Annotated in this window: 8 protein-coding genes; all 8 read left to right on the top strand. The window is 36.8% G+C overall.

Annotation, left to right across the window (positions count from 1 at the left end; genetic code table 11):
• On the top strand, positions 1-1074 hold a 1074-nt coding region (locus KJS36_RS10740; RefSeq protein WP_213536919.1), incomplete at its 5' end, for a hypothetical protein.
• Positions 1075-1117: 43 nt separating this feature from the next.
• Positions 1118-1357 (top strand): bacteriocin immunity family protein, encoded by a 240-nt coding sequence (locus tag KJS36_RS10735; RefSeq protein ID WP_213536918.1) that lies wholly within the window; start codon positions 1118-1120, stop codon positions 1355-1357.
• A complete protein-coding gene (locus tag KJS36_RS10730) occupies positions 1347-1790 on the top strand; it encodes a hypothetical protein (RefSeq protein ID WP_213536917.1) in 444 nt (147 codons plus the stop codon). The genes KJS36_RS10735 and KJS36_RS10730 overlap by 11 nt, the downstream gene beginning before the upstream one ends.
• Positions 1791-1822: 32 nt before the next feature.
• Entirely contained in the window at positions 1823-2110 is a 288-nt protein-coding gene (locus KJS36_RS10725; RefSeq protein ID WP_244842949.1) for a bacteriocin immunity family protein, read from the top strand.
• Between the two features lie 74 nt (positions 2111-2184).
• Positions 2185-3321 carry a hypothetical protein gene (locus KJS36_RS10720; protein WP_213536915.1) on the top strand — a complete coding sequence of 379 codons (1137 nt, stop codon included), beginning with the start codon at positions 2185-2187 and terminating at the stop codon, positions 3319-3321.
• A gap of 123 nt (positions 3322-3444) precedes the next feature.
• Complete coding sequence (locus KJS36_RS10715) at positions 3445-3891, top strand: MarR family winged helix-turn-helix transcriptional regulator (RefSeq protein WP_213536914.1); 447 nt, start codon at positions 3445-3447, stop codon at positions 3889-3891.
• The gene (locus KJS36_RS10710; protein WP_213536913.1) at positions 3866-4504 is read left to right on the top strand and encodes a nitroreductase family protein; all 639 of its coding nucleotides are present in this window, start codon (positions 3866-3868) and stop codon (positions 4502-4504) included. Before KJS36_RS10715 ends, KJS36_RS10710 begins: the two co-directional genes overlap by 26 nt.
• A 118-nt stretch (positions 4505-4622) precedes the next feature.
• Positions 4623-5768: a cysteine desulfurase family protein gene (locus KJS36_RS10705; protein WP_213536912.1), complete on the top strand. Its 1146-nt coding sequence runs from the start codon at positions 4623-4625 to the stop codon at positions 5766-5768.
• Positions 5769-6013 lie beyond the last annotated feature (245 nt).

Here is a 6013-nt window from a genome sequence, read left to right as displayed (position 1 = left end):
AGCCTGAGTTCAGCCAGTCAAGCAGAACTTACAGGGAAATATAATATACCCAAACGAATTATTACTGTTCATTATACGAGACGGCAGGCAGAACTTAGCGTTATTGATGCAGATAACTGGGGAATCGTACTAAATCAATACACTTTAAGGGGATATGAAAATCAGTCTTTTGTTGTCCCAAATCCTACTTATTGGTATTTAAAAATAATCAATCCGGCATTACAGAGTCTTAAAGGAGTTTATAACTCTCCTAGAGTAGAAATAGGTGTAGTATATGAACATTTTAAAACTACTGTAATTGTTAACTATTATAGTACGACAGGTATTTTTCTGGGTTCAAACTCTAGTACGGGTTACGCAGGAAATTCATATGGGTTTGAAGCCCCAGTTTCAATGGGATACTATGACCTTGTAAGTGCGGAAAATTATAGTGGGCTATATGGTCCACAAAATCAAGTGATTAATGTCTATTATTATTATAATCCTCCAATTATTACTCATGTAACTCATAAAAAGGTTTCAAAAACTGTTCCAGCTACGTCGGAAATGGATTTTGACGAGCCAATGAGTGAATGGACTCAGGCGATGAAAGAAACGTACTTCAGATATGGGAAAGCTACTTTTACTGATCCAAATAGTGCAGGGTATAAGAATTTCTATAAAACGGTTTATTCTTGGGAAGATATTACTTATAATACAACTGCTAAAGGAAATGGAATGACCAAATCACCAAAAGATAATCATCCAGGGAAGTGGAATAATAATTCATGGACTCAAAAATCTTGGATGGGAGATAATTGGGATATAAATGGATTGCATTATGCTGATGGGCGTTCTTATATAGATCCATCAGAAGTTTGGGGAACAGTAATTCCTTTTATAGCTTTTAGTGGAGGAATTGTTTCTGCGTGGGGGATGTTAGACCCAGAAACTCCTTTAGATGATCCAGATTATGGAAATGATAATGGTTTAAATCACGGTCTTGATGGCTTACAACAAATTCCATTCTCAGAAGAAGGAATTGAAGAAGGTAATGATGAAAGTGGGGAATATGATCCATATGATGACAAATAATAGTAAGTTAAAAAAATTTTTACATTGGAGATATAATAGGACTATGAACGAAATCCAAGAATTACTCAATTCTCCCGATAAGTCTGCTGATTCTGAATTGATATTGAATACTGCCAAAGAAAAACTTGAAAATAGAGAGTGGAATGTACAGCAGGCCGGATTATATATTAAAAAAAATTTTGCTAGAATGACCTTCACAAAGGGAGGTAAATTATCTGATGATGAACAAAAGTATTTACGTAAGTTGAGAAGAAGATATTCAGGAGGCAAGTTTGGATACTAAAATGCAAAGATCAAAAATGTTAATCTTGATTGGAAATATTATAAATTTAGTTTATATAGTTCTTTCGCTGACCCTTTTCTACCAAAAAACTTTGTATCCATTTTCAATGCTCTTAAAAGATAAGAATCCAACGGTAAGTTTTATTTCATACAAACATGAGGTCATTGTTTATGTGATTTTCTTAACTTTAGTTGCTGCTGTTCAGTATATTATAATTCCTGTATTAGAATGGGTAGCCTTCTTTAAAGTTGGAACGATTAAAGAAAAAGGATGGAAGAAATTTATATTTATTATGGGGATATTGACTCTCATAATAGGATTGTTTAGATTTCAGAATATACTTGTGTTTATATTAAATATAGTAGTAGGAGTTTTATTTATTTTGAGCTTTTATGTAAAGAATGATAGTAAAGAGAAGATGAAGACAAAATAATGTTCGGAAAAAAGAAAGAATCAAGTAAACAGATGGAAAAAGATTTAATCATTAATCTTTATGAGCTTGCGCTGCCATCTTCTATCTCAGAGCGTGAGCGAAAAATTGTAATGTTAGCCAAGTCAGACATAGATAGAAAAAAATATCTAGTTGCCATTGTGAATAAACTTCAAGTAAGCTTGCAAAAGGAATCTATGGCTAATGGACTTACTCCTGCAGTGTCAGAATTCTATAAGCAGCTGGGAACTCTACTTGATAAAATAGCTCCTCTTGGTACAAATAGAGGGTCAATTTTGTTAACTCAAGGGTATCTTGACTAATTCTCTGAGAGAATATCAATGAAATAGATTATCTTGATAAAATAAGGAAAAATATTTTAAAATTTGGAGAAAAAATGAATAAAAAGTCGAAAATTCTCGTATCAGGTATCTTGCTCGGGCTGCTACTAGTCTTAGCTAGTAGAAATGTGCAAGCAGCGACAGCGTCTCCTTCCATTAAAAAAGTGAATAATGTGTGTGTGGGTTTTGCGGCAGGTGGGGGGACTCGACTTGTGGGGCAGTATGAATTTTCTGGTTCTTGGTATCAGTTTTCTAAAAATGGCGATGTAGAGTACGGACAACAAAAGGGAGCGAATGGGAATTGGTATTTATTCAATCGCTCAAGCGGAAAAATGATGTACGGGCAACAAAAAGATGCGGGGCATTGGTATTTATTTAACCGAAAGTCTGGGATTATGACCTATGGACTTGTCAAAGATACGAATGGAAAAAACTATTATTTTAACCCTACAAGTGGTGTGATGATGTATGGCAAGCAATCTCTTAATGGCAATGATTATTATTTTAGTTCCACGTCTGGAGCGCTAGAAAAGACAGTGGTGCTTCCCAAATATAACTGGCACTATGATGCGACAGAGGGAGCAGATTCGGGTCATGCGAGTGATGTTCATTTTCCGCAGTTTATCTATTTGACGAGTAAAAAGGCGGGAACAAGAACCTATTCGAGCAATGACGTTTATTATGCTTATAATGATACTGCCTTTAACTTTAACGTCCAGCTTCAAGCGGATGCAAAGAGTGCAGATTATGCGAATGAGCAAGCGCGGTTAGCATGGAGTAACACACAAAATAAAGAGACGCTAGCAGTGGCAAATGCGAAAGCAAAAGTTACAGCAGACCAAACTAAAATCAATGAAGCGACTGCCTTGGTTCATCAGGCGAATGTAGATGTGACGGCAGATGAGCAACATAACTTAGATATAACGAGTGATGCTAAACTTCTTTCACAGTATCAATCAGCTTTGACCTCTGCACAAAATACATATAATACTGGCAATATAGCTTATCAAAAGTCTGTTTCTAGCTTGAACACATTGAATAATCAAGGAACGGACTATGTGCATCTTAGTTATACCGTTACTTTGACGAATAGTAATAAGACGGCGACAGTTAAGTTTGTGGAGACGACAAGAAAAAATGGAAGTAATACAGTGAAAAACATTTCTCGGTCGGTGACACTTTATGTCAAATAAACATAGATACCGTGGGCTTCCATGGTATTTTTTTATTTTAATAGTTCTTTTTTCTTTACAAAGTGGAAAAGATGTTTTATAATTGACTAGTCAATGATTGATAAGTCAATGAAAAGAGGAGATATGGATTTAAGAAAACTTGTACGTTTATTTTATCAGCTTAAAATCGTTAATCAAGAGACGACTTCACGTTTTGAAAAAGAAGTGGGATTTAGTTTGACGCGTTATGAGTTGTTGATGTCGCTTAAAGAAAATGGAAAATGTTTGCAAAATCAGTTACAAGAGAATTTAAAGATTGATTTTGCTGCTATTTCACGTCATTTGAAACTTCTTGAGGAAAAGGGTTATGTGATGCGTGAGCGTAATTCTCAAAATAATCGTGAAGTTTTTGTTTCACTTTCTAAGAAAGCTGTTCAGGAAATTACTCATTGTGAAAGAGAATTTCAAGAAGCTGATACGGCGCTAAATATTGGATTAAGTGATGAAGAAACAGAGCAACTCTCGAATTTGCTTTCAAAATTACTAATAAAGAAAGAAGATATAGATGGTACTTCAAGTAGCAACGAATGATTTCTCAGAAATTACTTTCGGACGAAAATCAGTTCGTGTTTATGATAAAAATGTGAAAATTTCTCACGAAGATATGTTGGAGCTTATAAAAGAAGCGACACTGGCACCTTCTTCTGTGAATATGCAACCTTGGCGCTTTGTCGTGGCAGAAAGTGATGAAGCTAAAGAAAAATTACTTCCATTGGTGCGTTTTAATGGACGACAAAACGAGAGTTCTTCAGCAATGGTTATGATTTTTGGAGATATGAAATGTTATGAATATGGTGAAGAAATCTATAATCGCGCAGTAGATGAGGGCAAAATGCCTGCTGAGGTACGTGATCATCAGTTGGCTGGAATTATGCCAATGTATCAAAATTTGACTGCTGAGCAGATGAATGATGTGATTAAAGTTGATGCAAGTTTAGCAGCAATGCAATTTATGTTGGTAGCACGTCATCATGGTTACGATACAAACCCCATTGGTGGATTTGAAGCAGATCAGTTGGCTGAAGCTTTTGGTATGGATAAGGAACGTTATGCGCCTGTGATGATTATTTCTATCGGAAAAGGGCTTGAGGAAGGTTTTCCATCTGTTCGTTTAGATGCTGAGCAAGTGACAAGCTTTAAGTGAGAATATTATGAGACCAACTTGTTGGTCTTTTTTATGTTTAAAAAGCAAAATTGTCTGACTGAACTTAAAAAATTGTGTTAAAATAGATGAAGTTTGATTTTTTAGAATGTGAGTAAAGATGATATATTTTGATAATTCGGCGACGACGGCTATTTACCCTGAAGCGCTGCGGACTTATACAGATGTGGCGACAAAGATGATGGGAAATCCATCAAGTTTGCATAATTTAGGAACAACGGCAACGCGCTTGCTGGATGCTTCACGGCGACAAATTGCTGAGCTGCTTGGTGTGGGACAAGGTGAGATTTTCTTTACAAGTGGCGGTACTGAGGGTGATAATTGGGTACTGAAAGGTGTCGCATTTGAAAAGCGGATTTATGGCAATCATATCATTGTTTCAAGTATCGAACATCCTGCGGTGAAAAATACGGCGGAATGGCTGACAACGCAAGGATTTGAGGTGGATTTTGCACCTGTCACAGCTGAGGGCTTTGTTGATGTGCCGGCGCTTGCGGGCTTGATTCGCGATGAGACAATTTTAGTGTCGGTGATGGCGGTAAATAATGAAATCGGCTCGATTCAGCCTTTGCGTGAAATTGCTGAGTTGTTGGCGGATAAGCCGACGATTGGCTTTCATGTGGATGCGGTGCAAGGTCTGAATAAAATTCCTAATGCTGATTTTATGTTGCCTCGTGTGGATTTTACGACTTTTTCAGCACATAAATTTCATGGGCCGCGTGGTGTTGGATTTGTTTATATCAAATCTGGCAAGCGTTTAGCCCCTTTGCTTCATGGTGGTGGACAGGAAAATAATCGTCGTTCGACAACGGAGAATTTGGCAGGTATTGCTGCGACGGCGAAGGCTTTGCGTTTAGCATTGACCGATTTTGATGTGAAAATTGAGCGTGTACGGCAGATGAAGGAAATTATTTTTAATGAATTGAAAAAACATGAGCGCGTGATTTTGTTTTCTGAGATGGAAAATTTTGCACCGAATATTTTGACTTTTGGTATTCGTGGGGTGCGTGGTGAAGTTGTAGTACACGCTTTTGAGCGACATGAAATTTATATCTCAACGACGAGCGCTTGTTCCTCAAAGAAAAATGCAGCAGCAAGTACGCTTGTGGCAATGAATGTTCATGGAGATGCAGCAACGAGTGCGGTCAGAATTAGTCTTGATGCAAGCAATACAATGACGGAAATAGAATCATTTTTGACAATTTTTCGTCAGATTTATGCAGAACTTGAAAAAGTGAGTCATTAAAAGTTTTTGACAGTTCTGCCGAAGGGGTTAGGCGCTTCAGCGCCAACCTTCTCGGACAGGCTGAACTCATATTGTAAATGTGAGTTTGTAGCCTGTCAAAAATAAAAATAGTCAAAAAGAGTGTTTTGACAGTTCTAGGTAAACAAACTAGCCAATCCGTAAGGAGCAAGCTCCCAACGGCTTTGCTATGTCAAAAATATTTTCAAAGAAAAAATCTGTTGTCAGTTAAACAACAGATTTTTTTA

Source organism: Lactococcus nasutitermitis (assembly GCF_018403765.1).
Taxonomy (GTDB): Bacteria; Bacillota; Bacilli; order Lactobacillales; family Streptococcaceae; genus Lactococcus; species Lactococcus nasutitermitis.
The sequence above is the reverse complement of the archived record's forward strand: the minus strand, read 5'-3'. Positions and strand labels throughout refer to the sequence as shown.

Excerpts from the sequence above, each read along its gene's own strand:
- KJS36_RS10735 (WP_213536918.1), top strand. The coding sequence starts at position 1,118 with ATGAACGAAATCCAAGAATTACTCAATTCTCCCGATAAGTCTGCTGAT.
- KJS36_RS10725 (WP_244842949.1), top strand. The coding sequence starts at position 1,823 with ATGGAAAAAGATTTAATCATTAATCTTTATGAGCTTGCGCTGCCATCT.
- KJS36_RS10720 (WP_213536915.1), top strand. The coding sequence starts at position 2,185 with ATGAATAAAAAGTCGAAAATTCTCGTATCAGGTATCTTGCTCGGGCTG.
- KJS36_RS10715 (WP_213536914.1), top strand. The coding sequence starts at position 3,445 with ATGGATTTAAGAAAACTTGTACGTTTATTTTATCAGCTTAAAATCGTT.
- KJS36_RS10710 (WP_213536913.1), top strand. The coding sequence starts at position 3,866 with ATGGTACTTCAAGTAGCAACGAATGATTTCTCAGAAATTACTTTCGGA.
- KJS36_RS10705 (WP_213536912.1), top strand. The coding sequence starts at position 4,623 with ATGATATATTTTGATAATTCGGCGACGACGGCTATTTACCCTGAAGCG.